26 protein-coding genes and 1 pseudogene are annotated in these 25,529 nt (G+C 71.5%); 10 read left to right on the top strand and 17 right to left on the bottom strand.

Annotation, left to right across the window (positions count from 1 at the left end):
* Positions 1 to 98: 98 nt before the first annotated feature.
* Positions 99 to 1,001: a DMT family transporter gene (locus tag ACFY0F_RS25755; protein ID WP_388798709.1), complete on the bottom strand. Its 903-nt coding sequence runs from the start codon at positions 999 to 1,001 to the stop codon at positions 99 to 101.
* A gap of 229 nt (positions 1,002 to 1,230) precedes the next feature.
* Between ACFY0F_RS25755 and ACFY0F_RS25750 the strand changes: the two genes are divergently transcribed.
* Both ACFY0F_RS25750 and ACFY0F_RS25745 read left to right on the top strand, forming a co-directional pair.
* Complete coding sequence (locus ACFY0F_RS25750) at positions 1,231 to 2,031, top strand: SDR family NAD(P)-dependent oxidoreductase (protein WP_388798706.1); 801 nt, start codon at positions 1,231 to 1,233, stop codon at positions 2,029 to 2,031.
* Positions 2,032 to 2,075: 44 nt separating this feature from the next.
* Positions 2,076 to 2,849, top strand: a complete 774-nt coding sequence (locus ACFY0F_RS25745; RefSeq protein ID WP_388799252.1) for a polysaccharide deacetylase family protein — start codon at positions 2,076 to 2,078, stop codon at positions 2,847 to 2,849.
* 3 nt (positions 2,850 to 2,852) lie between these two features.
* Here ACFY0F_RS25745 and ACFY0F_RS25740 read toward each other — a convergent pair whose 3' ends face one another.
* Complete coding sequence (locus ACFY0F_RS25740) at positions 2,853 to 3,944, bottom strand: galactosyldiacylglycerol synthase (RefSeq protein ID WP_388798703.1); 1,092 nt, start codon at positions 3,942 to 3,944, stop codon at positions 2,853 to 2,855.
* Positions 3,945 to 4,123: 179 nt separating this feature from the next.
* Here ACFY0F_RS25740 and ACFY0F_RS25735 point away from each other — a divergent pair, with 179 nt between their 5' ends.
* On the top strand, positions 4,124 to 5,032 hold the full coding sequence (locus ACFY0F_RS25735) for a DMT family transporter (RefSeq protein WP_388798700.1): 909 nt from the start codon (positions 4,124 to 4,126) through the stop codon (positions 5,030 to 5,032).
* Between the two features lie 121 nt (positions 5,033 to 5,153).
* Here ACFY0F_RS25735 and ACFY0F_RS25730 read toward each other — a convergent pair whose 3' ends face one another.
* Complete coding sequence (locus ACFY0F_RS25730; protein WP_388798697.1) at positions 5,154 to 5,405, bottom strand: DUF4242 domain-containing protein; 252 nt, start codon at positions 5,403 to 5,405, stop codon at positions 5,154 to 5,156.
* Positions 5,406 to 5,532: 127 nt separating this feature from the next.
* Here ACFY0F_RS25730 and ACFY0F_RS25725 point away from each other — a divergent pair, with 127 nt between their 5' ends.
* A complete protein-coding gene (locus tag ACFY0F_RS25725) occupies positions 5,533 to 6,546 on the top strand; it encodes an AraC family transcriptional regulator (RefSeq protein ID WP_388798695.1) in 1,014 nt (337 codons plus the stop codon).
* Between the two features lie 16 nt (positions 6,547 to 6,562).
* Here ACFY0F_RS25725 and ACFY0F_RS25720 read toward each other — a convergent pair whose 3' ends face one another.
* The 4 genes from ACFY0F_RS25720 to ACFY0F_RS25705 all read right to left on the bottom strand — a co-directional run bounded on the left by ACFY0F_RS25720 (position 6,563) and on the right by ACFY0F_RS25705 (position 10,130).
* The gene (locus tag ACFY0F_RS25720) at positions 6,563 to 7,573 is read right to left on the bottom strand and encodes a DMT family transporter (protein ID WP_388798692.1); all 1,011 of its coding nucleotides are present in this window, start codon (positions 7,571 to 7,573) and stop codon (positions 6,563 to 6,565) included.
* On the bottom strand, positions 7,570 to 8,151 hold the full coding sequence (locus tag ACFY0F_RS25715) for a TetR/AcrR family transcriptional regulator (protein ID WP_388798690.1): 582 nt from the start codon (positions 8,149 to 8,151) through the stop codon (positions 7,570 to 7,572). The genes ACFY0F_RS25720 and ACFY0F_RS25715 overlap by 4 nt, the downstream gene beginning before the upstream one ends.
* 145 nt (positions 8,152 to 8,296) lie before the next feature.
* Positions 8,297 to 9,100 (bottom strand): IclR family transcriptional regulator C-terminal domain-containing protein, encoded by an 804-nt coding sequence (locus tag ACFY0F_RS25710; protein ID WP_388798687.1) that lies wholly within the window; start codon positions 9,098 to 9,100, stop codon positions 8,297 to 8,299.
* A 94-nt stretch (positions 9,101 to 9,194) separates the two neighbouring features.
* Entirely contained in the window at positions 9,195 to 10,130 is a 936-nt protein-coding gene (locus ACFY0F_RS25705) for a zinc-binding alcohol dehydrogenase family protein (protein ID WP_388799249.1), read from the bottom strand.
* A gap of 485 nt (positions 10,131 to 10,615) precedes the next feature.
* Here ACFY0F_RS25705 and ACFY0F_RS25700 point away from each other — a divergent pair, with 485 nt between their 5' ends.
* On the top strand, positions 10,616 to 11,899 hold the full coding sequence (locus ACFY0F_RS25700; protein ID WP_388798684.1) for a hypothetical protein: 1,284 nt from the start codon (positions 10,616 to 10,618) through the stop codon (positions 11,897 to 11,899).
* Here the strand turns inward: ACFY0F_RS25700 and ACFY0F_RS25695 are convergent.
* Genes ACFY0F_RS25695 through ACFY0F_RS25680 form a run of 4 tightly spaced genes read right to left on the bottom strand, consistent with a single transcriptional unit; the run spans position 11,863 to position 16,008 of the window.
* Complete coding sequence (locus ACFY0F_RS25695; RefSeq protein ID WP_388798681.1) at positions 11,863 to 12,732, bottom strand: carbohydrate ABC transporter permease; 870 nt, start codon at positions 12,730 to 12,732, stop codon at positions 11,863 to 11,865. The genes ACFY0F_RS25700 and ACFY0F_RS25695 overlap by 37 nt on opposite strands.
* Entirely contained in the window at positions 12,729 to 13,697 is a 969-nt protein-coding gene (locus ACFY0F_RS25690; protein ID WP_388798678.1) for a carbohydrate ABC transporter permease, read from the bottom strand. Before ACFY0F_RS25690 ends, ACFY0F_RS25695 begins: the two co-directional genes overlap by 4 nt.
* A complete protein-coding gene (locus tag ACFY0F_RS25685; RefSeq protein WP_388798675.1) occupies positions 13,691 to 15,031 on the bottom strand; it encodes an ABC transporter substrate-binding protein in 1,341 nt (446 codons plus the stop codon). Before ACFY0F_RS25685 ends, ACFY0F_RS25690 begins: the two co-directional genes overlap by 7 nt.
* Positions 15,028 to 16,008, bottom strand: coding sequence for a GNAT family N-acetyltransferase (locus ACFY0F_RS25680; protein ID WP_388798672.1), 981 nt, complete (start codon positions 16,006 to 16,008; stop codon positions 15,028 to 15,030). The genes ACFY0F_RS25685 and ACFY0F_RS25680 overlap by 4 nt, the downstream gene beginning before the upstream one ends.
* Positions 16,009 to 16,206: 198 nt before the next feature.
* Between ACFY0F_RS25680 and ACFY0F_RS25675 the strand changes: the two genes are divergently transcribed.
* Entirely contained in the window at positions 16,207 to 16,773 is a 567-nt protein-coding gene (locus tag ACFY0F_RS25675) for an antibiotic biosynthesis monooxygenase (RefSeq protein ID WP_388798669.1), read from the top strand.
* Positions 16,774 to 16,846: 73 nt separating this feature from the next.
* Here ACFY0F_RS25675 and htpG read toward each other — a convergent pair whose 3' ends face one another.
* A complete protein-coding gene (gene htpG / locus ACFY0F_RS25670) occupies positions 16,847 to 18,757 on the bottom strand; it encodes a molecular chaperone HtpG (protein ID WP_388798666.1) in 1,911 nt (636 codons plus the stop codon).
* 100 nt (positions 18,758 to 18,857) lie between these two features.
* On the bottom strand, positions 18,858 to 19,496 hold the full coding sequence (locus ACFY0F_RS25665) for a LysE family translocator (RefSeq protein ID WP_388798663.1): 639 nt from the start codon (positions 19,494 to 19,496) through the stop codon (positions 18,858 to 18,860).
* 208 nt (positions 19,497 to 19,704) lie between these two features.
* Here ACFY0F_RS25665 and ACFY0F_RS25660 point away from each other — a divergent pair, with 208 nt between their 5' ends.
* Positions 19,705 to 19,986 (top strand): DUF4190 domain-containing protein, encoded by a 282-nt coding sequence (locus tag ACFY0F_RS25660; protein ID WP_388798660.1) that lies wholly within the window; start codon positions 19,705 to 19,707, stop codon positions 19,984 to 19,986.
* Between the two features lie 87 nt (positions 19,987 to 20,073).
* Here ACFY0F_RS25660 and ACFY0F_RS25655 read toward each other — a convergent pair whose 3' ends face one another.
* Positions 20,074 to 21,804 (bottom strand): SpoIIE family protein phosphatase, encoded by a 1,731-nt coding sequence (locus tag ACFY0F_RS25655; protein ID WP_388798657.1) that lies wholly within the window; start codon positions 21,802 to 21,804, stop codon positions 20,074 to 20,076.
* A gap of 77 nt (positions 21,805 to 21,881) precedes the next feature.
* Here ACFY0F_RS25655 and ACFY0F_RS25650 point away from each other — a divergent pair, with 77 nt between their 5' ends.
* Positions 21,882 to 22,445 (top strand): DUF488 family protein, encoded by a 564-nt coding sequence (locus ACFY0F_RS25650; protein WP_388798654.1) that lies wholly within the window; start codon positions 21,882 to 21,884, stop codon positions 22,443 to 22,445.
* A gap of 102 nt (positions 22,446 to 22,547) precedes the next feature.
* Here ACFY0F_RS25650 and ACFY0F_RS25645 read toward each other — a convergent pair.
* Positions 22,548 to 22,793: pseudogene (locus ACFY0F_RS25645) on the bottom strand (hemerythrin domain-containing protein); the annotation flags it as partial.
* A gap of 194 nt (positions 22,794 to 22,987) precedes the next feature.
* Between ACFY0F_RS25645 and ACFY0F_RS25640 the strand changes: the two are divergent.
* Together ACFY0F_RS25640 and ACFY0F_RS25635 are read left to right on the top strand one after the other, a co-directional pair.
* Positions 22,988 to 23,383 (top strand): signal peptidase I, encoded by a 396-nt coding sequence (locus tag ACFY0F_RS25640; protein WP_388798651.1) that lies wholly within the window; start codon positions 22,988 to 22,990, stop codon positions 23,381 to 23,383.
* Positions 23,384 to 23,514: 131 nt separating this feature from the next.
* Positions 23,515 to 23,790, top strand: coding sequence for a transglycosylase family protein (locus ACFY0F_RS25635; protein WP_388799246.1), 276 nt, complete (start codon positions 23,515 to 23,517; stop codon positions 23,788 to 23,790).
* Positions 23,791 to 23,822: 32 nt separating this feature from the next.
* Here ACFY0F_RS25635 and ACFY0F_RS25630 read toward each other — a convergent pair whose 3' ends face one another.
* Complete coding sequence (locus ACFY0F_RS25630) at positions 23,823 to 24,641, bottom strand: class I SAM-dependent methyltransferase (RefSeq protein WP_388798649.1); 819 nt, start codon at positions 24,639 to 24,641, stop codon at positions 23,823 to 23,825.
* Positions 24,642 to 25,094: 453 nt separating this feature from the next.
* On the bottom strand, positions 25,095 to 25,529 hold a 435-nt coding region (locus tag ACFY0F_RS25625; RefSeq protein ID WP_388798647.1), incomplete at its 5' end, for a DUF4360 domain-containing protein.

The raw sequence follows: 25,529 nt of genomic DNA, 5'->3' as shown, positions 1-25,529 counted from the left end.
AGGGGTTCGGTTCCTTAATCCTCCCGGCGGAGTCGGGTACCCATCAGATGGGGCAAAACCACACATGACTAATAAAACGGGACGTTCCATCATGGACCTCATGGCCCGCTCCGGGGGCGGGGCGGGTGATGGTGCGGTGGCGGCTCGGGGCGTCGTTCGCCGCTGGGCATGGCGGGGTGCCGTCCGAGAACGAAGACTCCGGTGACCGCCGCGACCACTCCCGCCGCCTGCCAGGCCAGTGCGCCGGGCTCGGTGCGCAACTCGTCGTGGAGGAAGCCGATCCCGCACGCGATCCCGCTCATGGGCTCGGTGGCGCTCAGCGCGGGCAGCGACAGCCGCAGCGGCCCGGCCTCGAACGCGCTCTGCACCAGCAGCAGCCCCACCACCGCCAGGGCCACGACGCCCCATGGCTGCCAGGAGACGAGCAGCCCGGTGACTCCCCGGTCCCCGAGGATGCCGCCGCAGACGCGGGTCAGCGCGTCCTGGAGGCCGTAGAGGGTGCCGGCCGCGGCGGCCAGGAACGGCGGCCGGTGCAGCAGCCGCAGGCGCTGGGCGAGGACGACGAGGATCCCGGCCAGCCCGAGTACGCAGCCGATCACGAGCCACTGCCGCAGCCCGCCGACCGGCCCCTGGCCGCTGTGCGGGCGCCCCGCCAGGACGAAGGCCGTCACCCCGCCGCTGAGGGCGAGCACACCGAGCCACCCCGAACGGCCGAGCGGCTGGTCGCCCATCCATCGGGCGAGGGCCATGGCGAAGATCAGGTTCGTGGTGAGCAGCGGCTCCACCTGGGCCAGGCTGCCGTGCGTCAGCGCGAGTGCACCGAGGACCTGGCCGACGACCATGCAGCCGATGCCCGCCAGCCACAGTGGCACCCGCACCAGGTCCAGGAGCAGCCGGAAGGACAGCATCAGAGACAGCGGTTCACGTTCGGCCGCGTGCTGCTGCAGCACGAAGCCGAAGCCCAGCAGACAGGCGGCGGGAAGGCTGTAGAGGTACACCACGGCCTGTCATCCTCCTGTCCGGCCGGTGTGATGGCTCCCGACGGTCTGGGCGCGGCCGGGGACCGTTTCACAATGTCACCCGGTCGGCTCATCGCTTCGCCTTCGTGCGCCACCCCGGAGTTTGAAAGCCGTGAGCTCGGGCTACCCCTCCGTGGTCGGTGGAATCGTCGTACGCGGATGCGCGGGACCGGCGGGGCAGGGATCGTGCCCCTCGCTCAAGGAGGTCAGCTTGGGACGCGCCACGACGGATTCGTACCCGGTCCCGTACTCCCTGCTGCCGAACGCCACGGCGGGCGTGGCGCTGGTGACGGGTGCCTCCTCCGGAATCGGGGCGGCTGTCGCGCGCGCGCTGGCGAGGGAGCGGTGGGCGCTGCTGCTCTCCGGACGTGACCGTGTCCGGCTGGACAAGGTGGCCCACGAGACGTCCGGTGTCGCCATTCCCTGCGACCTGGCCGACGCCGACGGCGCCCGGCGGTTGGCCGACCGGGCTCTTCGGCAGGGCCCCGACGTCGACCTGCTGGTCGCCGCGGCCGGGTGCGGCTGGGCCGGGCCGTTCGCGTCGATGCCCAGTGGTGAGCTGGACCGGGTGCTCACCGTGGACCTGGCGGCGGTGGTGCGTCTGGCCCGGCACATCGTGCCCCACATGGTGGCGCGGCGCCGCGGCCGGCTGGTGCTCATCGGCTCCGTGGCCGGCTGTGTCGGGGTGCGGGAGGAAGCGGTGTACTCCGCGGCGAAAGCAGGCCTCGGCGCCTTCGCCGACGCGCTGCGGTACGAGCTGCACGGCACGGGTGTGCACGTGACCCACGTCGTGCCGGGCGTGGTGGCGACTCCCTTCTTCGCCCGCAGAGGGGTGCCCTACTCGCGCAGCCGCCCCCGTCCGATCTCGTCCGAACGGGTGGCCGCGGCGGTCGTCGCGGCGGTGCGCCGGGAACGCGACGAGGTGTTCGTGCCCGGCTGGCTGCGGGTGCCGGTCGCGGTCCGCGGCCTCTCCCCCACGTTGTACCGGCGCCTGGCGGCTCGGTTCGGGTGAACCGGGCGACAGCGAGCCGTACGGGAGCCGTGGACGTGCGGGACTTGAGGAGTGGTGTCGACCGGGGCCGGTTGCTCACCGCGGCCGTCGCCGCCGTACCGGCGCTGGTCGCCGCGGCCCATGTCGTGCCTGCCGGGACCTGGCTCTCCGGCCCACGACGGGCTTGGCTGCCGGCGCTGGCGGGCGTCGGCGCCCCGGACCACGTGGCGCTCACCTTCGACGACGGGCCCGACCCCCGCTCCACCCCTGCCTTCCTCGCCGCGCTGGACGAGCTGGCGGTCCGTGCCACGTTCTTCGTGCTGGGCGAGCAGGTGCTGCGTCACCGGCGACTGAGCCACGACATCGTCCGGCGGGGTCATGAACTCGCCGTACACGGCTGGACGCACCACCGCCCGTGGCGGCCCGCGCCGGTCAGGGAGGCCGGACAGCTGGCTCGGGCCGCCCACGCGGTGGCGGAGGTGTCCGGTGTCCTCCCCACCTGGTACCGGCCCCCGTACGGCATCCTGACCGGTGACCGGCTGCTGGCCGCGCGCCGCACCGGGCTGCGCCCGGTCCTGTGGACGGCGTGGGGCCGTGACTGGACCGCACAGGCCACCGCCGACTCCGTGGCCGCGACCGTCCTGCCGGACCTGCGGGGCGGCGGCACGGTGCTGTTGCACGACACCGACCGCCACGCCGCACCGGGATGCTGGCGGGCCGCGCTGGGTGCGCTGCCCGCCCTGGTCGGCGCCTGCCGGGCGGCGGGCCTGAGAGTCGGCACGCTCGACGAGCACGACATCGCGAGGCCCGCTCGTGCTGTCCGCGCCCGCACCCGGTGATCGTCAGATCGTTGCCGGGGCCAAGAGCTCTTCCAGTGGGCGAACGGCGTCCCCCCGCAAGAGCCGGCCGTCGCCTGGGGCGCGGCGGTCCGCTGCCGGACCGTCCGAGGTAAGGCGGTCCAGGGCCTGCACCAGTTGCCAGGAGTCGGCGGCGTACTCGGTCAGCCCGAGCTGCGCCATCCCGCGCACCCCCTCCGCGCCGTGCCCGGGGATCGGACGGTAGCCGACGACCGGGGTACCGACGGCGAGTGCTTCGAGTGCGGTCTGCCCCGCGGCGTTGTCCACCAGTGCCACGCTTGCCGCCATCAGGCCCGGCATGTCGTCCACCCAGCCCATGGCGAGCGTCCCCGGGGCCTTCGACAGCCGGCGGCGCAGTCCGTCGTTGCGCCCGCACAGGACGACTGGCAGGTAGCCCGCGCCGGTCAGCAGCCGGGCCGTCGTGTCGAGCCGGCTCCCCACCCCCCAGGCACCCGAGGACAGCAGCACGGGTGGGCGACCGTCGTCGGCCGTGAGGCGCTGCCGCCAGGACGCCTCGCCGGGCGGGTGCGGGTGGAAGCGGTCCGGCAGCAGCGGGCCGCAGGCGACGGCGGGGCGCCCCAGTCGCTGCCGTACGTCCTCGGCGATCCGCGGGGTGAGGCACAGATGGAGGTCGTTGCCCGGGTGCAGCCATTGCCGGTGGACGGCGAAGTCGGTGACGACCACCGCGCTGGGCACCGCAAGCCGCCCCAGAGCCCGCATCCGGCCGGTCAGCTGGGCGGCGAGGTGGAAGACCCCGACGACGGCGTCGGCACGCTCGTTCGCCACCTCGGCCCGCAACCGTTCCTCGGCCAGCGCCGCGAGCGGAGCGCTGCCCGGCCGCGGACCGGCGCCGGCGCGGAAGAAGGCGGCGTAGATGCCCGCGTAGAGCAGGGGGGCGTGCCGGACCGTCGCGTGGTAGAAGCTTCGCAGTCCCGCCCCGGTGCGGGCGGGGAGCATCTCCAGCACGTCCGTGTGCGCCGTCTCGTGCCCGGCCGCGCGCAGGCGCCGGGCCAGCTCGTCGGCCACCGCGTCGTGCCCTGCCCCCATGCTCGCGCCGATCAGGAGCAGCCGGCTCACGGCAGGCACCCCAGGGGTGGGCGAGGAGCCTGGAGGTACGGGCACCGGAAGGGGTACATGTGCGGCATGGTCACCTCGTACGGGTCAGTGAGCAACAGGTATCCGCGACACCGGGTGCCTAACACGCGCCGACCGGTATCCACCCGTCGCGCGTAGCCGGTGTGGGTAGGTTTGTCACCGTGCTCACCGTCGTCATGGCCCTGCTCTCGGCGCTGTCCAACGCGGCGGCGGCCGTCCTGCAGCGCAGGGCCGCCGTGGAGCCGGACGAAGTCACCGGCCGCGGTGCCCGAGCGGCGGCGGCCCGGCTCGCAGGGCTCCTGAGCCGTCCGTACTGGTGGGCCGGTGCGACGGCCATGATGCTGTCGGCGGTCTTCCAGGTGATCGCCCTGGACGCCGGGGAGCTTTCGGTGGTGCAGCCGCTGCTGGCCACCGAGCTGTTGTTCACCCTGCTCGTGGGTGCGGTGGTGTTCCGCCATCGCCCCGGCGCCGGGACATGGCGTTCCTTCGTGATGCTGGCGGGCGGACTGGCCCTCTTCCTGCTCAGCGCGTCCCCGTCCCCCGGCAGCGACCGGGCCGCCGACTTGCGCTGGCTCGCCGTGGGAGGCGGGCTGGCGTGCTGTGTCGCCGTCCTGCTGGGAGTTGCACTCCGTGTACGCGGCCCCCTGCAGGCCGCCACGCTCGGCGCCGCGACCGCCGCGTGCTTCGCGGTCACCGCCGCGCTCATCAAGGAGGTGACCGGGCGGTTCCCGGAGGGCCCCACCGCGGTCCTCACCACCTGGCACACCTACGCCGGTGCCGCCACCGGGCTGCTGAGCGTACTGCTGCTCCAGTGGACGCTGCGGGCCGGCACCCTGGCCGCCTCCCAGCCCGCCCTGACCCTGGGAGACGCCCTCATCAGCGTCACACTCGGCGGCCTGCTGTTCGGGGAGAGCATCGCTCTGGGCTGGAACCTGCTGCCCGAGGCCGCGGGCGTCGGTCTCATGGCGACGGGCATCGTCGGTCTGACCAGATCGCCCGTGGTGGCCTCCGGCCGAAGCTGGGACGAGACGGAACCCGAAGAATCCACCGGAGCCCGCCATGACACCTGAACCCGCTCGACGGGTGTGCCGCCCGCGGTCCCGGCCGCCGACGACGGGTGCCGCGGGCCGGACGGCTCCTTGGGCGGGCCGTCCGCGCACCGGCCGGCCGACCCGCGCTTCACCCTGCCGGTCAGTCGCCCTCCTGGACGAGGAACACGTCGTCGGCGAGCAGGCCGTGCGCCTCCTCGTGCACAGCGGTGGCGGCCTGCGCCGACGGCGCCTCGATGAGGCAGAAAACCTTTCCCTGCGGCTCGTTGACCCAGTACCGCAGGTAGCGGACCCCGAACCTGCCCTGTGCCTGCAGGTCCGCCTGGTGGGCCTTCGCCGCGTCCTGAGCGGTCACGCCCCCACTGATCGTGTGGACGTCGAGATACAGCGCCATGATCTTTCCCTTCGTGTGCCCGGCACTCCTTGCGGTGCCACACTTGATACTCGTGACGCTCGGCAGGAAGAGCCATGACCGCACGACCGGGGCTCCTAGCCGTAACCCCGCTCACGGTCCCGGCGGGGTGGTCACTCGGCCCGCGGCGACATGGGGCGCGCTCGATTCGGCCCTGCAGGGCCTGCGGCTGGACGGAGCGATCTTCTTCCGCGCAGAGTTCACCGAAGGGTGGGCGTACCGGTCACCGACGCCCGACCAATTGGTCCGGGCCCTCCGGCCGGACGCGCGACGTCTGATCGTTTTCCACATCGTCGCCCGCGGGGAGTGCTGGGCCCGGGCCCGAGGTGGCGAGCGCCTGTGGGCCCGTGAGGGCGATGTCGTCGTCGTGCCCTACGGCGAGCAGCACGCGATGGGCGGTTGCGACGCGGCGGAGGAGGTTCCCATCCTCGATCTGCTCAGCCCGCCTCCCTGGCAGGCCCTGCCGGTGCTTCGGCACGGCGCCGGCGGGGGACGCACCGACATCGTGTGCGGCTATCTGCACTGCGACCATCCGCTGTTCGACCCCGCCCTCCAGGCACTGCCGTCCGCCTTCGTGGTGCGCCCGCCGGAGGGGCCGGCGGCGGCCTGGATCCGGTCCAGCATCGACTACGCCCTGGCGCTCGGTTCCACTGCGCCGGGCACCGGCCGGACGGCGACGAGGCTCCCCGAGCTGGTGTTGCTGGAGACCCTCCGACTGCATCTGGCCAGCGGGGCGCCGATCGACACGCGGTGGATGGCCGCGCTCGCGGACCCGGTCCTCGCCCCGGCGCTGGCCCGCCTGCACGCCGCGCCGGATCACCACTGGACGGTCCGGCAACTCGCCGAGACGGTGGCGGTCTCCCGCTCCGCACTGGACGAGCGTTTCCGTCAGGTGCTCGGGCGCTCGCCGATCCGCTACCTCGCCGACTGGCGGATGCACCTCGCGGAGAATCTGCTCGCCACGACCGGGCACTCGGTCGCCGCCGTCGCCCATCATGTCGGGTACGACTCCGAGGAGGCGTTCAGCCGGGCGTTCAAACGGGTCCACGCCATGGCGCCCGGCACGTGGCGCCGTCGACAGCCGGGCGAGGCCCGTCCCCGCGACCCGTCCCTCCGGTCCTGAGCCAGGTCCAGGCCGGTCACTCGGAGCGGGCGGCGAGTTCGGCGGCAGTGGGCCGCTCCCCGCTCCCCCGTGGCGAAGCGGCGTCCGGCGGTGGCCGCCGGCGCCGGGCGGGAGGCGCCGGGGCGGTGAGGACGGCGAGGCAGGCGACCACGAGCGCGATACCGAGCCAGCCGGCGACGGGCAGGCGCTCGCCGATGACCAGCACGGCGAGCACCGCCGCTACGGCCGGCTCGAGCAGGGAGAGCGTGGTCGCCGTGCTGGCCGGCACATGCGCCAGCCCCCATCCGAAGAGGACGTACCCGGCGAACATCGGTACCAGCGCCATGTAGGCGCCGACCGCCAAGTTGGACCAGGAGTCGAGGAGCGGGGCGCCGGTGGCCAGCAGGACGGGCAGGAGGAGCAGTCCGCCCAGCCCGAAGACCGACCCCATGGCGGCGCGGGAGGCTATCCGCCGGGTGATCAGCCGGTGTGCCGCCCAGGAGTAGAGCGCGTAGGTGGTGGCGGCGACGAGGCCCAGCGCGACGCCGAGTACCGTCGCTCCCGCCGAGGCCTGTTCCGAGCCGACGGGGGTGCTCATGGCCTCGGCCGCGCACAGCATGACGGTGCCCAGGAGCCCTGGGGCGGCTCCGAGTTTCCAGCGGCCCGTCAGGCGCCTGCGGTCCAGGACATGTTCGATCAGCGCCGAGGCCAGTGGGGCGGTGCCGATCGACACCACGGTTCCGACGGCCACTCCGGCCAGACGCATCGAGCTGTAGAAGGCCAGGGGGTAGGCGGCCACCGCGACCGCGCCGAGCACGACGGTGCCGAGCCGCTCACGCAACTGTGCCCTCTGGCGCGCGATCCGAGGGGCCGCCACCAGTGCTTGGAGCAGTCCGCCCAGCCCCATGGCGACGGCGCCGATGGCGAGCGGTCCGACTGCGGGAGCGAAGGTGGCGGCTGTGCCCGTAGTGCCCCACAGCAAGGACGCGGCGAGCACGCACAAGGAACCGGCGGCCGTCGAGGGGCCGTGCACGGCGGGTCGCGTCACAGCCGCTCCAGCAGATCCGCCGCCATCGCGCGGGCGTGCCGCAGGCGGGTACCGTCCCCCTCCAGACCTGCGCGCGCCATCGCGCCCTCCAGCAGGAACGACAGGTGTTCGGACGCAGCGCGCGCGTCACCGGGCCGTTCGGGCAGGAGATCCTGGAGATGACCTGCGATCAGTCGTTCGACCTCCTCCTTGTGGCGGCGTACGACCGCCCTCCCCTCGTCCCCCGCGGGCAGCTCGGCGGCCGCGTTGAGCAGACCGCATCCGCGAAAGCCGCGCTCGTAGGCGAACTCCGCGTGGTCGGCGTAGGCGTCGAAGACCGCCAGGACACCGTCGCGCGGGTTGTCGGCCCGCTCGGCCCGGGCTCGGTACAGGGCGAGCCACTCCTCGTGCCGGGCATCCAGGTAGGCCATGACGAGCTCGGCCTTGCTGGAGAAGTTGTTGTACAGGCTCATCTTCGCCACGCCGGCCTCAGCGGTGATCGTGTCGACCCCGGTCGCGGTGACACCGTCGGCGTAGAAACGGCGTGCCGCGGCCGCCAGCAGACGCTCCCGGGCCGGTCGCCGCCTGGTCTCACTCATCATTCGCCCCCGGAGAAGAAGGTCGCCCAACAGGCAGACTAGGTAGGTCGGTCTATCTACCATAACGTAGCGGCGCACGGCCGGGAAACACGCGCGGCCCCCGCACAGCACAGGTGCGGGGGCCGCGGATACCGGGGGCGGGTGATCAGTCGGCGGGCCAGGCCCCGCCGAGCTGGCTGAGTCTGGCGGCCGCCGTGATGGTGGCGTAGATGTAGTGCTGGGGGGCTTCCGGCATGACGTCCATGGGCTTGAGCAGCAGGACCGCCCCCCAGATCGCGCCGTCCCAGATGACGGGGGCGGCGATGGAGTTCCACTTCGCCATGCACTCCTGGCGCCCCAGGGCGTACCCCTGGTCACGGATCTCGGCGAGGGAGGCGAGCAGCTCGTCGCCGTCGCGGATGACCCCGGGGCCGGCTTCCTCCGGGACCGGATCGTCGGCCACCCGCCGCTGGATCTGCTCGGGCAGGTAGGCGAGGATCGTCCGGCCCGAGGCGCCGGTACGCAGCGACCGCGTGACCGACAGGACGTCGCGGGGCGTCATTCCGAGCTCGACCAGATCGGAGTCCCCCACCGCCATGTCCAGGCACTGTCTGCCCGCTATGCCGAACGGGGCCCGCATGTACAGGAAGACCAGGCCGCTGTCGGTCGCCCTGCGCAGACCCTGGAGGACGTGGGTGGCCTCACTGCCGGAGAGGTTGTCCTCGGACAGTGCGTGGAGCCCCAGGTCGGCGACCGTGCTGCCGAGCTGGTACAGACCTCGGTCGATACGGACGAAGGTGCTGTTGTAGGTTCCGGCGGTGAGCATGCGGCCGGTGGTGGAGTCGTCGAGATCGGCTGCTTTGGCGATCTCGGACAGCCGGTGGGCACCGGGCCCCAGCGTGATGAACGCCTGCTGCACCCTCATGAAACGGTCGGCGTAACCGGTCCCGGTTCCGCGCCGTCCACTCATCAGCCGTACCCCCTTCATCCGGCCCGCGCCCCGCTGCCCGGAGCACGGTGGTACACGGCCCCGAAGCCACCGCATACGGTAGGGCACAAGATTATTACTCGGTGACGGCGAGACTGAACTTACCCGTCCCCGTACGGCTGTTGAGTACGTGGTGCGCCTTGGCCGCGTCGGCGAGCGGGTAGGTCCCGCCGCTCACGGTCCTGAGCGAGCCGTTGCCGACGGCGTCGAAGAGCTGCCTCATGGACGCCGCCAACGGGAGTGTCCGGTCCGTGTAGAGGTGCGGGAGCCAGAAACCGGCGACAGTGACGGACTTCTGCAGCAGTGTGTGCACCGGGACCTGGGCGAGCTGCCCGCCGGCGAAGCCGTACACGACGAGCCTGCCGCGCGGGGCGACCACTTCCAGGGTCTGCAGCAGTGTCCTGCCGCCGGTCATCTCCAACGCGGCGTGCACGGGCCCTCCTGCCGCGTCGAGGATCTGCTCCGCGAGGCCCTCCTCGTCGCAGGAGTCGACGACTTCCGTGGCCCCGAGCTCCAGGGCGAGCTGACGCTTTTCGTCCGTACCGGCGAGCGCGACGACCCGGGCACCTGCCTGGTGCGCCAGCTGCACGGCCAGCGAACCGACGCCGCCGGCGGCGGCGGGAATGACGACCGTCTGCCCCTTGACGACCTGGGCGACGGTGAAGAGGAGGTGGTACGCGCTGTTCCCCTGCAGAGCCAGCGACACCGCCTGTTCGTCCGTGACCTCGTCGGGGATCTCCCACTGCAGTCTGCGGTGGGCGGCCACCTTCTCCGCGTAGCCGCCGCCCTGGGTCAGCGCCACGACCCGCCTGCCGTCGCCGGTGGTGCCGACGACCTCGTTGCCCGGGATGTACGGCAGTTCGACCGGCGCGAGGTACGTATTCCCACGAACATGGACATCCGCGTAGTTGACACCCGCCAGCCTCACATCCAGCAGGGTTTGCCCGGGCGAGGGTTCGGGGTCCGGAACGTGTTCCAGCCGCAAGACCTCAGGGCCGCCGAATTCCCTCATGACAATGGCACGCACGGCACTCCTATGGACGCGAAGCGGGATGTGTACCACGACAGGCTAGGGCATCCGTACAGCGAGGCCCACCTGGGCATCTTGCCGCCTACATCTTTCTCACCGGGTGAGAAGAAGGCATTCGTTTCTCACCCGGCGAGAAAATTCAACGTCGAACTTCTCGGGAGGTGAGAAGAGGAATCCGAAGATTGCATTCGCCCATTCGGAGAGACATAGTGATGCCTCCCGCTCGAGCGTTCCAGGAGGACCAGCGCAGGAGGCTGCTGTGCCCCTTTCCCTTTCCTCTCGCCGTGGCCGTTCCGGAAGCCGGACCCCGGGTGTCCCGACGGCCGTGCCGGGACTCATCGGCGATGCGGCAGGCACGCCGCCGTCCGCGACCATGCCGGCCAGGAGGCCATGTGACCGGTCGGCGACGCCCGAGGCCAACGGGCAGGGCGCCGCACGTATCTGGTCCTCGTAGGGAGTCCGCTCACATGACCATGGCCTCCGCCGCCCCTGTCGTCGCGCCCCGGTCCGGGGCCGGCGCCGGTACCGTGGCGATCGTCGCCCCCGGTGGCAGCTCTTCCCACGCGGAGTCCTTCACGCAGCGCGGTTGGCGAAGCGTGACCGTCGAGCTGGACACCCGGTGCCGGACGTCGGCGCTCGCACCTGTGCAGGGGGCGGGCGGCCGCGCGGAGTCCGTCGAGCATCGCGGGTCCCTGCGGCAAACGGTCAAAGCGCTGCGAGGGCTGGGAGTGTCGGCCGTCGTCGCCGGGAGTGCGGCGGGTGTCGGGTTGGCGGAGCGGATCGCCTGGCATCTGGGCCTGCCGCTGGGTGACCCGGAGACATCGGCGTTGCGCCACGACCGCGGTGCACAGGCGGCCGCCCTGGCGCGGGCCGGTGTACCGGCCCCCCGCGGCATCCGCAGCGCGAGCCTGGCCGAGGTCCTGGCCTGGGCCGAGACCTGTCGCCTGCCCGGCTACCTGCTGGCCCCCGCCGCGGCCGGCGTACCGGTCGAGCCGGTGCCCTGCGACGGAAAGCAGCAGATCAGCACCTTCTGGCCCGCCATGAAGCGCGCGGCCGCCCTGCACTCCGACGACGCCTGCCTGGTCCTCACCGAGCGGCTGCCCGACCGGCAGTTCGTGGTCAACAGTGTCAGCCGCCCCGGTACGGACGGGCGGGCTGAGCATGCCATCACCGACGTCTGGGCCGAGACCCGCTCCCGCGACCGATCCCTGGACCGCGTCGACCTGTTGTTCCCCGACGAGCCGCTGACGCGAGTGCTTTCGGCGTACGTACTGCGCGTGCTCGACGTCCTTGGTGTGATGCGCGGTCCGGTCACCGCGCGCGTCGCCTACGCGGAGGACCGGGGCCCGCTCCTCGTCTCCGCGTTGGCGGTGCCCGGCGTCTCGCCGGCCGACGAGGCGTTGCGCAGGGCAACCGGCTACGACCGCTTGACGGACGCACTGGACACCCCTGTGCTGCCTCTGTCCGTTCCGTTCGTTCCCGGCCCGGCCGGTCAGCGGGTCGTCCGGGTGTGCGTACGCCGAGACGACGGCGCGGCCGTCGACCCACGGCTGGGGCGTTTCCTGCGCCGGCTGCCGACAGCGGTCGTGGTCAGCGCGGACCTCCTGGGGCACGCCCCGGTCCGCCCGGCGGCCCGGGGCGCCGAGGTCGTTCTCAGCAGCGACGAGCCGGACGCCGTCGAGGCGGACTACCACGTCATCAGGGCCGTCGAGGGCTACTTGAGGCCGCTGAGCATGACGCCGCGAATGTAGTACTTCTGCAGCAGAAGAAAGAGGATCAGGACCGGCAGGATGCTCAGGACGAGGCCGGCCATGACGATGGGCATCGTGCGGGCCGGGTCGACGTGGTCCTGCAGGAGCTGGATACCGACGGGCAGCGTCATCACGTCCGGGTCCGCGGTCGAGACGAGCAACGCCCAGATGTACTCGTTCCAGGCGTCGACGAAGGTCAGCAGTCCGAGCGTCACCACGACCGGCTTGGTCTGCGGCATCACGATCCGCCACCACACGCAGAACTCACCGGCCCCGTCGATACGGGCCGCCTCGAGGACCTCGTCCGGGATCGAGACCATGAACTGGCGCATCAGGAAGATCCCGAAGCCGTTGACGAGGAACGGCATGGCGAGCGCCACGATGCTGACGGTCAGTCCCGCGCCGCCGCGTCCGAGCAGGTCGTTGCCGCCCGCCAGCGGCCAGTGCACCAGGATCAGGAAGTGGGGGACGAAGAAGAGGAACGGGGGGAACATCATCGTCGACAGCACGAGGCGGAAGATGAAGTCCCGGCCGGGAAAGCGGAGTTTGGCGAGCGCATAGCCGGCGAGTGACGACGTGAGCAGCACGGACACGGTGATCACGGTGGTGGCGACGACGCTGTTGCGGAAGAGCACCGGCAGATCGAGCTGGTCGATCGCCGCACGGTAGTTGGACAGGTCGAAGGCCTTGGGCAGGAACCGGTACGGCAGCGTGCCGGTCTCGCCGGGCCCCTTGAAGGACGTCATCACCATGTCGAGGAACGGCACCACCGTGACCACGGCACCGGCCCCCACCAGCAGACACGAAAACCACGGGAAACGGCGGCGGATCACGCGTCCTCCCCCCTGCGACGGAAGACCCACAACTGCACCAGGGTGACGGCGAGTACCACCACGAACAGCACGAAGGCGGCGGCGCTCGCGGTCCCCCAGTCGCCGTGGGCGAAGGCCTGCCGGTACATCTCCAGCGCGGCCACCTCGGTCGCGTCACCCGGGCCGCCCTGGGTCATCACGATGATCAGCGCGAACGACTGCAGGCCGGTGAGGAACTGGGTGATGCACACGAACAGCAGGGACGGCCGCAGCAGCGGCAGTGTGATCTTCCAGAAGACGGTGACGGGCCCGGCACCGTCGAGCGCGGCGGCCTCGTAGTAGGACCCGGGGATGGACTTCAGCCCGGCGGTCAGGACGAGGATCGCCGTACCGACCGAGGCCCAGGCCTGTACGACCACGACCGAGGGCAGCGCGGTGTCCGGGTTCTGGAGGAACGCCACCGAGCCGAAACCGAGGGCGTTGAGACCTCCGTTGACGAGGCCGCCCGGCTCGTACATGAACTTCCAGACGTTGCCGACGGCGACGACGGTGGTGACGATCGGCAGGAAGTACAGGGTGCGCCACAGCCCCTGGAACCGCAGCTTGTCGATGCAGGTGGCGACGAGCACAGAGCCCGCGAGCGCGAGAGCCACGGTGCCGAGGGCGAACAGCAGCGTGTTGGTGAGGACCGGCACCAGGAACGTCGATCCGTCCGCGAAGAGGCCGGTGAAGTTGTCCAGGCCCACCGGGTCGATGTCCCCCAGGTCGAACCCGGTCCAGTGGGACATCGACAACAGCAGCGCGAAGCCGAGCGGCAGGAACAGGAAGACCGCGAAGAACAGCAGCGTCGGCGCCAGGAAGAGATAGGCGACGACGGCCTGGCGGTGCCGGTGCCCGATCCGGCCGCGGCCGACGGCGGCGGGCACGGCGGACCGCCGGCTGTGCGCCGCCCGTCCGGTCGGCTCCGGCGCCAGGGCGTTCACCATGAGCGCGACACCTCCTGGTCGACCTGACGGCGGGTGGTGCGCAGCGCCTCGTCGACCGACTGCCGGCCGGTCCACAACGCCTCGATGTTCTTGCGCAGCAGCGACTTGGCCTGCTGCGCGCCCGGCATGTTCGGTTCCGGCACCGCGTACGCCAGCGCGTCCAGGAACGGGCGCAGGTTCGGGTCGCCGCCCTGGCCCAGGAGCGTGCGCATGTCGTCGGCGCGGCCGGTCAGGGAGCCGACCGACACCTGCAGGGAGCTCATCCGGGTCGCTGTCGCGTCCTTCCCGGCGCTCTTCACGGGGACCTTCTCGGAATTGAGCCAGCGCAGGAACTCCCAGGCCTCACGCGGGTGTTCACTGGCGGTGTTGACGCCCAGCATGAAGCCGGTGGAGAGCGTGGCGCGCTCGTCGTCCAGTTCGGGGACCGGTAGGGGCGCGACGCCGACTTCGCGGTAGTCCCTGCCCATGAGTCCCTTCAGGCTGGCGGTCCACCAGCCGGCGCTGACCACCATGGCCACCTGCCCGGACGGGAACGCCTGGTAGACGTTGACTCCGGGGTCGCTCGCCCCTTTCGCGATGAGGCGGTGCTCCAGATCGAGCACCGCCCGGCCGGCCGGCGAGTCGATCGCGGTGTGCCTGCCGTCGGCGGAGACGAAGGTTCCGCCGGCGGCACTGAGCAGGGCGAGGGTCTGGCCGACGGTGGTGGAGTCGTCGTAGGTCGACAGCCCGAATCCCTGGACCAGTGTGTTGCCGTACCGGTCGCGTCTGGCGGTGCGGCAGGCGGTCTCCTCCAGTTCCCGCCAGGTGCGCGGAGGGCCACCGATGCCTGCCTCGTGCAGCAGCCGCTTGTTGTAGTAGAGGGCGTAGGTCTGCACCTCGGTGGGGTAGCCGTAGACCTTGCCCCCGACCGAGGAGGAGGCGACCGCGGCCGCGCCGTAGCCGCGCGTGATCTCCTCGGCGGGCTCCTGCGGAGCGGGCCGCAGGACACCCGCCTGGACGAGCTGGCCGTTCCACAGGCAGTACGGGTGGAGGATGTCGGCGCCCTGGCCGGCGGCCTGCCGGACCATGAAGGTGGTCAGCAGGTCCGTGAACTCGACGGCTGTCGTGCGCACCTTCACCCGTTCGTGGGTCGCGTTCCACTCGTCGACCGGCCCCTGCAGTGCCTCCTTGAGCGTTCCGCTCGCGTAGTGGGAGAGCAGGGTGAGGACGATCGGGTCCCCGGGCCGCCCGGTGCCCCGGTGCGGCGCGGCACATGCGGAGGTGAGCAGCGCGGAGGGCAGCGCGAGGGCGAAGTGACGGCGGCTCAGACCGCCGACGCGGTGTGCCCGCGTCATCGGGGAGCCTCCCGGCGCATCACGTGGAACACCCTGGTCGTGGTGAAACCGGCCTTGCGGTACAGATGGCCCGCCGGGGACTGCTCACCGGTCCACAGGAACCACGCGGAGTGCGCGCCGCGCGCCCGCATGCGGTCCAGGACCAGGTGGAGCAGGACCGTGCCCAGTCCGGTGCCGCGCATGTCCTCGAGGACCCCGAACGGGCCGAAGCGTTCGTCCATCGACTCGTACGCGCCGTGCATCGCCCAGCCGGCCAGGCGGCCGGACGGGTCGCGGACGACGACGACGCGGTCGAGCGGCGTGCCCGCGGCCAGGCATACGCGGATCGCGCGTGCCCAGTCCGGGTTGAAGTGGTTCCCGGCGAGCGCGACGAGTTCCACCAGGTCGTCGTCGGACGGGGTGGCGAACCGGTGCCCCCGCGCCGTCAGTTCGGTCAGGCGCTGCGCGACACCCTCGGGGAGGCGGTAGCCGACGAGGCCGCGGTCCATGGCCGCCGCCTCGTACAGGGTCCGGAACCCCAGCGAGCGAAGGAGTCCCGCCGCTTCCGGGTAGGCCGCGGTGTCCAGGCCGGGGAGGAAGTAGTTCGGGGTGTACGGGGAGAAGTCCACCCGGGTGCGGTCATGGCTGCCCAGCCAGGCGAGGGCATCGCAGAGCAGCCGCCGGCCGAGGCCGCGCCCGCGGGCGGCCGGGTCGACGAAGAAGAACGGGATCCATCCCTGCTCCGGCTCCAGGTCGGTGCCGGTCATCGGCGTCAGACGGCGCACCGCGTAGGCCGCGCCGACGACACGATGACCCTCGACGGCGACCCGGAGCCCCTCCGGGTCGAAGTTGCCGTCCAGCAGGACCAGCGAGCGGAACCGGTCCGGTGTGATGGGGTCGGCCGGTGCGCTGCGGCGCCACGCCTCCACCACCTGCGGTCCGTCGCCCGTGCGGAAGCCGCGGATCCCGGCCCGGGATGTCGTCGTGCGATCGGTCATCGACGGGGCTGTCCCTCCACACGCAGGTCGCGTACGGGCGGCAACGGCTCGGCCGAAGACCGCGGTGTGTCCGGTCACGGGCCACGGCCGCGGATCGCTGCTGCCCACGCACACCCAACGAGCGGACCGGCCGGCGGTCACAGGACGGGGGGGAACCGCCCGGCATGATCCGCGGCATTCGTGGCACCTCTGATGAACATGAGCACCACCGAAGTCCGGCGGGGCGAGCCGGTCACCACGGTTCTGACCTGGGAAGTGCGCCCCGGCCGGGAGCAGGAGTTCGAGGACTGGACGCACGGGATCACCCGCTGCGCCAGACAGTTCCCCGGCAACGAGGGCGTCTCGTGGCTGCGCCCCGAGGAGGGCCACCGCTTCCACGCGGTGCTGCGCTGGTCCGATGCGCACCGGCTCACCGCGTGGCTGGAGTCGGACGAGCGGGCGGCATGGCATGCCCGGATCAAGGGTGTCGCCACGGAGATCGGCAGCGAGCGGCAGTCGACGTCCGGGATGGAGACCTGGTTCAGCCTGCCCGGCACCACCGTGCAGGCTCCGCCCCGCTGGAAGATGGTGCTCACCACGTTCCTCGGCGCCTATCCGTTCACGCTGCTGATCCAGTGGCTGGCGACGCCGCGCACGGGTGCCTGGCCCCTGCCGCTGCGGGCCGCCGTCTTCCCGGTGGTGCTGCTGCCGACGCTGACGTACCTGGTGATGCCGCGACTGAGCCGTCTGCTGCGGCGGTGGCTGTACCCCCCGCCGGACCGCTGATCATCCGGACGCCCGGGACCGGGGCCTGCCCGTCCGGCGGTGGGGCAGGCCGCCGGCGTACGGCGGTGCCGGGTTACAGCGCGCGTTCCAGGCGGTCCGCCATCAGTTTGACGAACCGGGCCGGCTCCTTGGGCTGACCGCCTTCGGCGAGCACCGCGAGGCCGTGCAGCAGCTCGGCCGTCTCCGCGAGTTCCGTGCGGTCCTCGAGCTCCTTGTACGACTGGTTGAGGCTCTTCACCAGCTGGTGGTCCGCGTTGAGCTCCAGGATCCGCTTGGCGCGGGGCACCTCCTGGCCCATCGCGCGGTACATGTTCTCCAGGGCCGGGGTCAGGTCGTGCGCGTCGGAGACGACGCAGGCCGGGGAGACGGTGAGGCGCGAGGACAGGCGCACCTCCTTGACGTCCTCGCCCAGTTGCTCCTTCATCCAGCCGAGCAGCCCGGCGTACTCCTCGGTCTGCTTCTCCCGCTCTTCGTCGGTGGCGTCCTCGTCCTTCGCGTCGAGGTCGATGCGGCCCTTGGCGACGGACCGCAGCTTCTTGCCCTCGTACTCGCCGACGGCGTCGGCCCACACCTCGTCGACGGGGTCGGTGAGCAGCAGCACCTCGATGCCCCGGTCGCGGAACGCCTCCATGTGCGGGGAGTTCTCGATGCTCTGCCGGGACTCGCCGGTCAGGTAGTAGATGTCCTCCTGTCCGTCGTTCATCCGCTCCACGTAGTTCCTGAGCGTGGTCGGCTCGGTGTCGTGGTGCGTGCTCGCGAACGACGCGAGGGCGAGGATGGTGTCGCGGTTCTCCGAGTCGGTGACCAGGCCCTCCTTCAGGACGGTGCCGAACTCCCGCCAGAACGTGGCGTAGCGGTCCTGGTCCTTGGTCATCATCTCCTTGACCGTGGAGAGGACCTTCTTCGTCAGCCGTCGCCGCATCATCTCGATGTGGCGGTCCTGCTGCAGGATCTCCCGGGACACGTTGAGCGAGAGGTCCGCCGCGTCGACGACGCCCTTGACGAAGCGGAGGTACGGCGGCAGCAGCGCCTCGCAGTCGTCCATGATGAACACGCGTTTGACGTACAGCTGGACGCCGCGCTGGAAGTCGCGCGTGAACAGGTCGTGGGGGGCGTGGGCGGGGAGGAACAGCAGTGCCTGGTACTCGAAGGTGCCCTCGGCCTGGAGCCGGATGGTCTCCAGCGGGTCGCGCCAGTCGTGGCCGATGTGCTTGTACAGCTCGTGGTACTCGTCGTCGGACACCTCGTCGCGCGGCCGCGCCCACAGTGCCTTCATGGAGTTGAGCGTCTCGGGTCCGGGTGTCTCGTCGCTCTCCTCGGCCGCGGTGGAACGCTCGGGCACCATCCGGATGGGCCAGGTGATGAAGTCCGAGTAGCGCTTGACGATCTCCCTGATCTTCCACGGGGAGGTGTAGTCGTGGAGCTGGTTCTCCGGGTCGGCCGGCTTGAGGTGGAGCGTGACCGAGGTGCCCTGCGGCGCGTCGTCGACCGTCTCCAGTGTGTAGGTGCCCTCGCCGCGCGAAGTCCAGCGGGTGCCCTGGCTCTCGCCGGCGCGCCGGGTCACCAGGGTGACCTCGTCCGCCACCATGAAGCCGGAGTAGAACCCGACGCCGAACTGGCCGATGAGCCCGTCCACCCCGGCCGCGTCCTTGGCCTCCTGCAGCTCTTGGAGGAACTTCGCCGTGCCCGAGTTGGCGATCGTGCCGATGAGCCGGCCGACCTCCTCGTACGACATCCCGATCCCGTTGTCCCGCACGGTGAGGGTGCGGGCGTCGTGGTCGATGTCGATCTCGATGTGCAGATCGGACACATCGGCGTCGAGCGAGTCGTCCCACAGCTTCTCGAGCCGAAGCTTGTCCAGGGCGTCGGATGCGTTGGAGACGAGCTCCCGCAAGAACACATCCTTGTTCGAGTAGACCGAGTGGATCATCAGCTGCAGCAGCTGACGGGCCTCCACCTGAAACTCAAACGTCTCGGTCGGCATGTTCGCGAATACCTCACAGGTCCTGTCGCCGGAACTGGTGGAAGCCACTTTAGATGTTTCGCCGCCGGTGCGTCGGCCCGCGCGGGGAGCGGCCCCGGCCCTACTCGGCCGCCGCCACCCCGATGCCGATGACGATGAACAAGCAGCCGGTGACGCGTTCCCAGCGACGGCGCCACGCCGGACGGGCCAGTACCGCTCGCAGGCGTGCCGCGACGGCCACGAGGGCGAACCAGTAGACGACGCCGCCGAGGATGTCGAGCGTGCCGAGCAGGAAGACCTGTCCGGTGACCGACGTGCCGCCCCGGTCGACGAACTGGGGCAGGATGCTGAGGAAGAAGAGCGCCGCCTTGGGGTTGCACACATTGCTGAGAAGCCCTTGCAGGAAACTGTCCCGCAGGCCCGGTGCGCCGAGCGCCTTCTCCTCACGCTCGGCCGGCCGGCCCGGGGCGGCGGCGCCCCCGCGGGCGTCGAGCAGAGCCCTCACGCCCAGACACACCAGGTACGCGGCTCCGGCCAGCCTGATCACGGTGAACGCGTAGGCCGACCGGGCGGCGATCGCCGACAGCCCCAGCGCCGCGGCGCACATGTGTACGCACAGCCCGCTCTGAGCCCCGAGGGCGGCCGCCCGGCCCAGCGAGGCCCGGTGCGCGGCGGCCCGTACGACGACCAGGAAGTCGGGGCCGGGCACCAGGTAGGCCAGCAGCACCACTGCGAGGAACCCTGCGAGATCGATCGACACCGCCCTGCTCCGTTCCGCGCCCGGCCGCCGGGCGTGCTCCACCGGGTGGGTTCCACCGATGCCGCCCCTCATGCGGCAGGGCCGGCTGTCGGGTGCGCCGCGGGGGAATGTTCGGGTGGGCAGAGGGCAACCGAACGGTCAGTCAAAGGTGAAGCGCGCGCGGCCAGTTGGTGTCGCGGCGCCAATCGACCACACGGGAGTGTGCCCCATGACAAGCTACGGCAGTTCTCCTGCCACGACCTCGCGCACCAACGGGATGGCCGTCGCCGGCCTCGTCTGCGGCATCGTCGGAATCTTCGTCCTGAACGTCGTCCTCGGCCCGTTGGCCATCATCTTCGGCGCCCTGGGCCTGCGGCAGGCGGGGGCCAGGAACGGTGCGGGCATGGCCAAGGCAGGCATCATCCTGGGCATCGTCGACTTGGTCCTCTTCTTCGTGCTGCTCGCCGTGGCCGCGTCGAACGGCGGCTTCTCCTGGTACGTGGGCGGCTGATCACGTCACGCGCCGGTACCCGCTCGGAGCGGCCACTCGGGTGGCCGCTCACTGCCGTTCGACGACAGGTTTCCGGGCGCTCGTCCTTCAGGTGTGGGCGCCTTGGTGCGGGATGCGCAGGGCGAGGAGGGCGACGTCGTCGTCGTTGCGTGCCGGGCGGACCCGGCGCAGCAGTTGGTCGGTGAAGGCCGCGAGGGGACGGTGGGCGAGAGCGGCGGCATGCTGGCGCAGGCGGTTCAGGCCGTCGTCCAGGGAGTGACCGGCTTCTTCGATGAGGCCGTCGGTGTACAGCACCAGCGTGGACCCGGGCGGCAGCAGGGCCGTGGCGTCGGGGCGGGGGGCGCGCGCCCCGGTTCCCAGGAGAATGCCGTGGCCCTCGGTCAGGTATTCGGTCAGTCCGTCGCGGGTGACCAGCAGCGGCGGGGGATGCCCGGCGTTCGTCCACGACAGCTCCCACCGCCCGTCCTGCATCGCTTCCAGCCGGGCGAAGACCAGGGTGGCCATGGGCACGTCGGTGATGGGCACGATGGCTTCGTCGAGCCGTTCGACGATCCGGCTGGGTGGATCCTGCTGGGACCAGGCGTAGGCGCGGAGCATGTTGCGCAGCTGCGCCATGCCCGCCGCGGCCTCCAGGTCGTGTCCGACGACGTCCCCGACGGCCAGGGCGGTGACGCCTTCGGGCAGTGTGAAGGCGTCGTACCAGTCGCCGCCGACCTGTGAGGCGTCGGGCGCGGGCAGGTAGCGGACGGTCATCTGCAGGCCCGGAACGTGCGGCATCTGGGGCAGCAGGTGGTTCTGCATGGTCTCGGCGACCTTGCGCTGACGCTGGTAGAGGCGGGCGTTGTCCAGGGCGAGCCCGGCGCGGCGGGCGATGTCCTCCAGCAGGGGAAGGTCGGCGGAGGTGAAGTTCCCCGGCTTCTCCGCGCGGCCCACGGTCAGGGCTCCCAGTACTTCGCGTGTGCTGCGGATGGGCGTGATGGCCGCGGAGTGGATGCCGGTGGTCTCGAACAGACGGCGCTGTTCCACCGCGATGCCGGAATCCGGTTCCCGCCGGTAGGTCTCGGGTCCGGCCAGGTTGGACGCGACCCCGCGCAGGGCCCTGGAGAGCGGCATCGGCGATTCATCCGGTACCGGCGGCATCGGGCCCTGCAGGTCCTCGTGGTGCACCAGCGTGTCGCCGTCGGCGTGGACCACGGCCGCGCGCCACACCTCGTCCCGTTCGGTGATCAGATCGATGACGACCCAGTCCCCGAGCCGGGGCACGACCAGGTTCACCAGTCGCTGCAGCGCCTCGTCGACGTCGAGAGTGGAGGTGAGGCTGCCGGTGGTCTCGGCCAGCAGGGCCAGCCGTTCCAGTTCGGTCAGCGGCTCGGCCGCGGGATCCGGCTGCCGGACGGTGGCCTGCGGCCGGACGGGCGTGTGGAAGAGGACGAGCGCCCCGGCTCGCTGGTCACCGATGTCGTAGGGGGTGATCAGCCAGGAGACGGGCAGTACGGAACCGTCGCCCCGCGCGAAGTGCTCCGCATCGGCCTGTGCGGTGCGTCCGGCGTGGAAGGCCTGCCGCATCACACACTGGGTCCGGGAAAGCGGCTGGCCGTGCGGGTCGCGGTGCAGCAGGTCGTGCGCGTCGTTTCCCAGGAGGTCCTGGGCGGGCCGGGCCAGCAGCTTCTCGGCGCGGGTGTTGACCGCGATGATGCAGCCCTGCTCGTCCACCACATAGGCCCCGGTGCCGAGGGCGTCCAGTGTCTCGGGCAGCACGGCGGCCGAGGGCGGCAGGGCTCCGACGTCGACGACATCCTCGTGGTCCGGCCCCGCCATGTCCTCGCCTCCGTTTCGTCCGATGTTCTGTCCCGGGTTCCCTGCGTGTACCCGCGAAAAATGGAGAGTCCGGCAATGTGGACACGATTCTGCTGACTTTCGGCCACAGCACGGCCGATCGTGCTCGGATCACCGAGCTGCTGAGCTCCGCCGGGGTCACGGCAGTCGTGGACGTGCGTACCGCCCCGGGCAGCCGGCGCGATCCCGACCTGTCCCGGCAGCGGCTCGCCGAGTGGATGCCGGCCAGTGGGATCGCCTACCGCTGGGAGCCCGCCCTCGGTGGTTTCCGCAGACCGTCTCCGGACAGCCCGGACGTCGTCTGGCGCAACGCCTCCTTCCGCGGTTACGCCGCGCACACCCGCTCCCCCGAGTTCGTCACCGCCATGGGCCGGGTGCTGCGCGATGCCGCTCTCGCCCGCACGGCCGTGATGTGCAGCGAGGCGGTCTGGTGGCGCTGTCACCGCCGGCTGATCGCCGACTTCTCGGTACTCGCCCGCGGCGTACCGGCCCACCACCTCATGCACGACGGACGCGTCGGCGTGCACACACCGACGGCGGGTGTGCGACTGCGCGACGACGGGCTTCTCGTGTACGACAGGCTCGAGGGTACGGGCGACGGGGGCGAGCGGGCGGCACCGTGATCGTGCCCGGACCGTGGATCCCGGCGTCCCGCCCGGCCACCGGGGCGCTGCCGGTGCCCGGGCTGGCACGGTACGTCGCCGGGCAGGGCGCTCGGTGCCGGCTCAGCCGCCGTTGCCCATGGCCTTGCGTACGGCGTCCCTGGTGGGGTCCTTGAGGGCGGCGATCGGCCCGACGGCCACGTTGGCCGTTGCGGACTCGACTCCGGGGTGCGGCAGGGTGGGCGCCATGGTCTCGGCGGCCTTGACCGCCTTGGCCATGGCGGCGAGGCCGGTGACGTCCGTGCTGCGGCGCAGGTGCGAGAACTCGTAGCGCTCCTCCGCCCGGGCGTGTGCCTGGACGTCCGTCTGAGCGGGGTCGGTGTGCCGGTTCCGGCCACCGCTGGTGACCGGGGAAGCAGGTTTCCCCCGGTCGGATCAGTCGGGATGCGGGCCCGTCCGGCATATGACATGAACGGATTGACGCGCTCGTGCGGCGCCGGCCGCCCGGAACGCCTCACCGCGCCGGCGGGACGCGCGCCCGGTTGCTGCTAGCGTCCCGCCACATGAACGACAGCGTGTACGTGGGCAACGCGGGCAAGGACGCGGCACTGGACCGGGGCTGGCTCCTCGGGCACTTCAAGGACGTCGGCGATCCACGTCACAGCGAGGCCGTCGAGATCAAGTGGGGTGTGCACCCCCGTGGCGACGAGCGAGCCCAGTGGGTGGAGGGCGAGGTACGCACCGCCCTGCTGGTCCTCATCAGTGGCCGCTTCCGCGTCGAACTTCCCGGCCGCAGCGTTGTGCTGGAGCAGCAGGGCGATTACGTCGTATGGGGGCACGGGGTCGACCACTCGTGGTTCGCGGAGGAGGAATCGGTGGTGCTGACCGTCCGATGGCCGTCCGTGCCCGGTTACGCGGTGGCACAGCAGGACGCGTCGCAGGTCGGCTCCGCGTCGTAACCGAAGGATCTACACAGGGTGCCTTATAGTCATTTGACATGATTTCAACCCACGATGGTGGCGTGTACGAAGGCAGCAGGCCGAAGCAGGGCCGCCGCCTGGTGCTGGGACTGTTCCCGCTGGTCGCGACCGTGCTCACGTTCGTGGCACCGTCCGCTCATGCCACGGAGGCCACAGGTCTCGGCACCGACTGGGATGCCATCGCACGATGCGAATCAAGCGGCAACTGGCGCGCGAACACCGGCAACGGCCATTACGGGGGTCTTCAGTTCAAGCAGTCGAGCTGGATCGCCGCGGGCGGCCGCAAGTACGCGCCCCGAGCCGACCTGGCGACGCGAAGGGAACAGATCGCCGTGGCCCGCCGTCTCGCCGCCCTTCAGGGCATGAGTGCCTGGGCATGCGCGTGAGGGCTCGGCCGGACCGGGGGGCCGGTGTCGCTTCAGCGCCGCTGCCCCCAGGCCATCAGCATGCCCGGCCCGAGTTCGGCGAGCTCGGGTGAGGACAGGTACGCCTGTGCCTCGTCGATGACGGTGTCGTCCACCCGGCCGGTCTCCGCCAACGCGGACCGCATCCGGCTCCAGGTCTCGGACCAGAACCGGGCCAGCGGGCTGCCCGCGGCCAGTGGCGGGCAGTACAGCTCCGCGGCGACGCTCCGCAGCCCCTCCTCTCTGAGGTAGTGCGGATACGCCGGGACGGACGAGGTGTCGGTGCCGATCGTCGACCTCAGCGCCTGCCACATGGCGTCCATGGTCCGCCGGTAGGCGGACGAGGTGTCCAGCGCGTCCGGAACTTCCACGGCGTCGCCGAGCACCAGCCAGCCTCCGGGGTTCAGCCACTGCGCGAGCCGTGCGACGAGGCGGCGGCGCTCGGGCAGGTGCATGAGGACGAACCTGGCATGGATCAGGTCGAAGCCGCCGGGCCGCAGGCTCTCGTCCAAGAGGTCGGCGGTGACCACTCGCAGCCGTGGGCCCGCGAGCGCCGACAGGGCGCTGGTGTCCCGGTCCAGGGCGACCACCTGGTCCACTCGCGCCTCTTCGAGCAGCCAGCGCGCCACCGTTCCGGTCCCCGCGCCCACTTCCAGGCAGCGACTGCCCGGCCCTGCGCCCAGCGCCCGCAGGCGGCGGGTGGTGACCGGGTCGTAGACCAGCGCGGCCGCGTCGATCCGCTCGGCTTCCTGCGGGTGCTCCGGCTCGAACAGGTCCTCACCGTAACGGCCGTCGCCAAAGGACGCCGGTCCGGAGGGCGGCGATCCGGTCATGGCAGGACCTCCTGTCTCAGCGCCACGCGGCTCTCCCCGTCGTCGGGGATCAGCCGCTGACCACGATGACAGGCTGCGGCGGCGATCGACCGGCGGCACAAGCGCGGACGCCGCACGTCCACCCTCCCGTGGCCGTAGCGCACTCCCCGTCCGGACCCATCACGGAGGCGACGTGGTGGATCACGCGACCTTCGGACGGCTGCTGATGGGCGGTGTAGACGGTTCCCAGCCCCTGGTCGTACGCCGACCGGTACGGCGGTGGCCTCAGCATCGCCGACACCCGACCGCGCGGATGGTGCTCAGGCGCTGCTGGGTGCGGGAGAACAGCTCCTGTTCGGCCGACAGGTCACCGCACCCACAGGCCGAGCCACCTCCAGGCGGTGTGCGGCGAGCCTCCGGCCGGTCACGGCCCTCCGGGCAGTCCCGGCGCCGGCCCTCCTGTCGCCCCGGGCGTCAGCACCGCTTCCAGACGAGCCGGTAGGAGGCGCCCGGGACGTCCGTCGAACCCATGGTGACCATGCCGGCGCGGCCACCCGAGCCGGCGCTCACCTGCAGGGACGTGTTGACGTTGAGGTAACGCTGCGAGCCGCATGGTGCCCAGACCAGCCGGTTGTCCGGCACGCTGTCGGACACGGCCCAGTCGTCCTGGTACGGCCCCGTCAACGGGTGGGACTGGAAGACGTCGTCCGTCTGCCCCTGGAAGTAGTAGTCGGACTCGATGGTGGCGGTCGCGCCCGCGGGCAGCGAGGCATGGCCGCGGTGGTCCAGCCCGAAAAGGGCGTAGGTGAAAGACGCCGGGGCCTTGACGTCCAGGACGAGCTGGCAGTTCTTCCGCGCGTCGGCCGGTCCGGCACTGCCACCGGCCTGGGCGGTGTAGGCGCCGTACTG

Source organism: Streptomyces sp. NPDC001544 (assembly GCF_042894285.1).
Classification (GTDB): Bacteria; Actinomycetota; Actinomycetes; order Streptomycetales; family Streptomycetaceae; genus Streptomyces.
This window is presented reverse-complemented; position numbering and strand designations above follow the sequence as displayed.

Coding starts and splice junctions, on each gene's coding strand:
- ACFY0F_RS25730 (WP_388798697.1), bottom strand. CDS start 5,405: ATGGCGCTGTATCTCGACGTCCACACGATCAGTGGGGGCGTGACCGCT.
- ACFY0F_RS25715 (WP_388798690.1), bottom strand. CDS start 8,151: ATGAGTGAGACCAGGCGGCGACCGGCCCGGGAGCGTCTGCTGGCGGCC.
- ACFY0F_RS25710 (WP_388798687.1), bottom strand. CDS start 9,100: ATGAGTGGACGGCGCGGAACCGGGACCGGTTACGCCGACCGTTTCATG.
- ACFY0F_RS25705 (WP_388799249.1), bottom strand. CDS start 10,130: ATGAGGGAATTCGGCGGCCCTGAGGTCTTGCGGCTGGAACACGTTCCG.
- ACFY0F_RS25700 (WP_388798684.1), top strand. CDS start 10,616: ATGACCATGGCCTCCGCCGCCCCTGTCGTCGCGCCCCGGTCCGGGGCC.
- ACFY0F_RS25690 (WP_388798678.1), bottom strand. CDS start 13,697: ATGGTGAACGCCCTGGCGCCGGAGCCGACCGGACGGGCGGCGCACAGC.
- ACFY0F_RS25685 (WP_388798675.1), bottom strand. CDS start 15,031: ATGACGCGGGCACACCGCGTCGGCGGTCTGAGCCGCCGTCACTTCGCC.
- ACFY0F_RS25680 (WP_388798672.1), bottom strand. CDS start 16,008: ATGACCGATCGCACGACGACATCCCGGGCCGGGATCCGCGGCTTCCGC.
- ACFY0F_RS25675 (WP_388798669.1), top strand. CDS start 16,207: ATGAGCACCACCGAAGTCCGGCGGGGCGAGCCGGTCACCACGGTTCTG.
- htpG (WP_388798666.1), bottom strand. CDS start 18,757: ATGCCGACCGAGACGTTTGAGTTTCAGGTGGAGGCCCGTCAGCTGCTG.
- ACFY0F_RS25660 (WP_388798660.1), top strand. CDS start 19,705: ATGACAAGCTACGGCAGTTCTCCTGCCACGACCTCGCGCACCAACGGG.
- ACFY0F_RS25655 (WP_388798657.1), bottom strand. CDS start 21,804: ATGGCGGGGCCGGACCACGAGGATGTCGTCGACGTCGGAGCCCTGCCG.
- ACFY0F_RS25640 (WP_388798651.1), top strand. CDS start 22,988: ATGAACGACAGCGTGTACGTGGGCAACGCGGGCAAGGACGCGGCACTG.
- ACFY0F_RS25630 (WP_388798649.1), bottom strand. CDS start 24,641: ATGACCGGATCGCCGCCCTCCGGACCGGCGTCCTTTGGCGACGGCCGT.